The organism is Nitrosomonas communis, from assembly GCF_900114745.1.
GTDB lineage: Bacteria > Pseudomonadota > Gammaproteobacteria > Burkholderiales > Nitrosomonadaceae > Nitrosomonas > Nitrosomonas communis_A.
Genome location: NZ_FOUB01000136.1, coordinates 1 through 3817, shown reverse-complemented (window position 1 = coordinate 3817; position 3817 = coordinate 1). Strand labels below are relative to the sequence as shown.

General features: G+C 37.7%; 3 protein-coding genes and 1 pseudogene. 2 read left to right on the top strand and 2 right to left on the bottom strand.

Going from position 1 to position 3817, the window contains the following annotated elements:
* Positions 1 to 50: 50 nt before the first annotated feature.
* Both BM122_RS26670 and BM122_RS20605 read right to left on the bottom strand, forming a co-directional pair.
* Positions 51 to 419: pseudogene (locus BM122_RS26670) on the bottom strand (transposase); the annotation flags it as partial.
* A 772-nt stretch (positions 420 to 1191) separates the two neighbouring features.
* Complete coding sequence (locus BM122_RS20605; protein ID WP_143083578.1) at positions 1192 to 1587, bottom strand: hypothetical protein; 396 nt, start codon at positions 1585 to 1587, stop codon at positions 1192 to 1194.
* Between the two features lie 1201 nt (positions 1588 to 2788).
* Between BM122_RS20605 and BM122_RS20600 the strand changes: the two genes are divergently transcribed.
* Together BM122_RS20600 and BM122_RS24620 are read left to right on the top strand one after the other, a co-directional pair.
* Positions 2789 to 3616: a Crp/Fnr family transcriptional regulator gene (locus BM122_RS20600; RefSeq protein WP_074907465.1), complete on the top strand. Its 828-nt coding sequence runs from the start codon at positions 2789 to 2791 to the stop codon at positions 3614 to 3616.
* Between the two features lie 16 nt (positions 3617 to 3632).
* On the top strand, positions 3633 to 3817 hold a 185-nt coding region (locus tag BM122_RS24620), incomplete at its 3' end, for a hypothetical protein (RefSeq protein ID WP_218152201.1).

Sequence of the window (3817 nt, the reverse complement as noted above, 5' to 3'; positions counted from 1 at the left end):
GGTTCTTTGCTGGCCCGACGAGTGATGATTGCCAGATTGACCCGATATTATCCTTGCACAAATGTAGACAGATTGACCTTGTTGCTATGCCGGTGATGAATCCGGCTGCCTGGCGCTTCTTTTGAAGTGCGCAACGTTACTGTCTCATCCATCGCCAGAGGGACCACATCGTGTGTCACATTCGCTAACGCCAGACGCGCAAATTGCCGTGCTGGCGCCAACCATGACCATTTTCCCTGTTGCAACCCTTTGTAATAACTCGTCCAATGATTGTGCATCCTCAGCATCCAATACGCATCCGTGCCAAATCCTGTTGGCGTCAACATCGCCCCGATTAACAGCTCGATAAAAGTACCCGTTGATCTTAGGGGTAGCGCTTTGGCTAAAAATATTATCCAATTACACCGTTCGCTAGGGATACCAGCCTATCCTTTTGCGTTCATCGCGGCCTCCAGAAGTGAAATGACATTTCTTTCTAGAGGCCGTCTTTCTTTTTAAATAGCTTTTAAAAACAAAGCTATTTAAAAAGAAAGACGGCAACGATTTTTTCGTTGCTTTGTCAAGTTGCTTGTTACTCTTTTATCTTTGGGTGATTTTCTCCTTTAAGTGTGAAACTCTAAACTCTAGTTAACAGAATCTAAATATTTCCGATAGGAATGCATGCAATTGAATTGAATATTTTCTTGACATCCAAAAGTAATCCACATTGTTTTTTAAAAAGCCTCCTGCATCAATCAAAACTACAGAAATAAACAATAAAATAATAAAATTTTGATTATAAATAATATTTTTATATGTTTAAAATTTAATCGATCTAGAAAAGATTATTACAAATAACCATCTTAGTAACAGTATTTATAAATTACCCACATAGTTATCCACAGAAATTGTGGACAACTAATAATTTGATGTAGATAAATTTGCAGAAACTATATAAGTTACAGATATTTATGAGGCAAGTTAGCTGTCTCTATTTTGTAAAATTGCTACCTTAACTGATTACATCAATAAGGGTAAAGACAAGCAGCACTGGCCAAGCGAAGCGTTAGTATACAAAATAAAAGCAGATACAAAGAAGAAAAGCCGCGTATCTACAAGTTATAGCGCGGCTGTTTTAGGATTTCTTATTTTCTGGAAGTTAGATATTTTTTTCTAAATACTTATAAATTTAATTGAGAGTATATGATTTATTTAGCTCTTAAACTGACTGACATCTTGTTTTTGTTGATCTTGTGCCATTTTTCGATGTACGGCGGCCTCTTCCAAATTCTCTTTGAGAGAATTTTCTAAATGTCTGATATTAGCCCAGGTATGCGAGCGGAAGTTTTGCCCTTTTCTTCCATAGTAATAATTATGTCTTTCATATTCATCGAGCTGTTCTTTCTGCGCTTCCAGTTTTGCTTTCATCTCTTTGGCCACATCTTCATAATGTTTGGCAACAGCATTGTGATTATTAGGGTCAATGAAACTCACATCAGCACCACGAATTTCATTGCTGTAATTACTCACTATTGGGCTCATTTGAGCACACCCAGACAAAAAACCAAGCGCCAATACAACTATCCAGAAAGTATTCATTCTCATCATAGCACCTCCATTAAACAACTTAACTTTGCCTCTTTATTTGCTAAATAATTTAGGTTGTGTTTTATTTTTGAAATAACCATGCTGAGAATACGTTCGCTACAGGAAACATCTTATACACAATCTATCTTTACTTGGAATATTTTGTTCTAATCCCCAGCATCTACACTTTGATCTTTACTCATACTAAGAATATGGTTTTTAATATATTAATCCTCTTATCAAAGTAAGATCAATTTCTTAGTGTGTCATAATATCGACTTAGAGCATAAAAAATAAGTACTAATATAAGAAATTAATTGTTTCTTTTAAAGCTACAATAAAATTGTACGCGTGGCTAGGCTATAAAAATTGATTTAGGAGTTACAAATTAAGTAAATGATAGAGGAAAATGCTCGATTTGAATAAATAGGCAACTTTCTAGCCATACGTATTCAGACGATAATTTTATATACATGCCTTTTTATTGAAATGAGCCTGGGTGCAAAGTACGCAATATATATTCCCATAAATATACAATGGTTTTTCCTAATAAATTTTTAAACTATGTGATACAACTCTATCCCCCGTACTTAAAAAAAAGAAACTGAAGGATCAGTTGGGCAAATCAGCAACCCACCGCCATGCAAGATGCAAGAAAAATATACGCTTTGTGAAAGCGGGACTCGAAGTCCGGTGCTCACTTGGGCGAAACAATCAGCACACTCTATATAAATATCATTATAAAACATTATGTTACACAGGGACAATTTTTCGTCTCTATCTCCAGCCAGTGGCATTCGAATTAAAAGACCACGGATAAATTTTTCTTATTCAAGTATTTAACCTGTATTTTTTCCGCAATCACCTAATAATTAATCAAGCTGAAACCGTTTATCCATGCGCATCTAATATTTTTTGCTGAAATGTTTTGAGGTAAAAAAGATTCTTGGTTACGGATCAGTAAGAGTTAAATATACGTGCTTGCACGTATATTTCTAATCAATATTTTTCGATATTCTATTAAAAAAATAAAGCTTATTGATTCTGTCTAATCTCGTATTAAGTTACCGCCCACTATAGCAGCACTCACGCGATAAGTTTCTAGCTTTAAATATAAATTGATATTTAAAACTTTATCTAGCTCTAGCCGGTTCAATAATCATCTTTTTATGTGTATTCAGATTAAGCTTAAACTCAGTTTTAGCTTAAAAGGAGATTTCTTATGTCTATTGTTTATTCCCAGATTCCCCATAGTCCACACCAGAACTATCTCCTCGCTGCCCTGCCTATAGATGAATTGGAACAACTACATCCTCATCTGGAATTGGTGCCGATGCAGATGGGCGAAATGCTGTGGGGGCCAGACCTTGAACTGAATCATGTATACTTCCCTACTACTTCTGTCGTGTCCCTACTCAATTTCACGGAGGATGGCAAATCAACCAAAATAGCGATAATCGGCAATGAGGGACTAGTCGGGCTGTCCCACTTAATGGGTGGAAATACCATGTCAAATGTTGCCGTGGTGCAGGGCGCTGGTTATGCCTACCGATTAAAGGAAAATTTGCTGAAACAGGAATTCAATCATGTTATGCCGATGCAGCATCAGATGTTGCGTTATTCTCAGGCGCTGCTCACGCAGATCGCACAGACGGCTGTGTGCAATCAGCATCATTCTGTGGAACAGCATCTCTGCCGTCTGTTGCTATTATACCTTGACCGCGTGCCATCGAATGAGTTGACAATGACGCAAGAAATGATCGCCAATATGCTTGGTGTCCGCCGCGAAGGCATTACTGAGGCGGCCGGTAAATTGCAACGCAAGAACATAATCCATTACTCGCGAGGCCACATCAAGGTGCTGGATAGACCGCGCTTGGAGACCGAAGTTTGCGAGTGCTATAAAGTTCTCAAGAAGGAATATGATCAGCTACTTTCCGACTTGAGCACAATGCGATCGACATTATTTGGAAAAAAATCAAGTTTTGACCTCTCTACATACTGTGAAAATAGGAGGAAGGCGAAGTTGACAAATTATCCGACAATTTAGGAATGGAACAATATGGGTGATTATCCACATCCGCACTTATCTGCGCCGTATTCATTCTCTGTTCGTCACCGCACAGGCTGCGCTTTTTACAATTTTTCAAGACATCTTAACTGATGTTACGCAGCCCCACGCTGATAGCGTATATTCCTGGCATGAAAACAAAGTATTTAGATTTATACACGGATTATTTGATCAGTACTA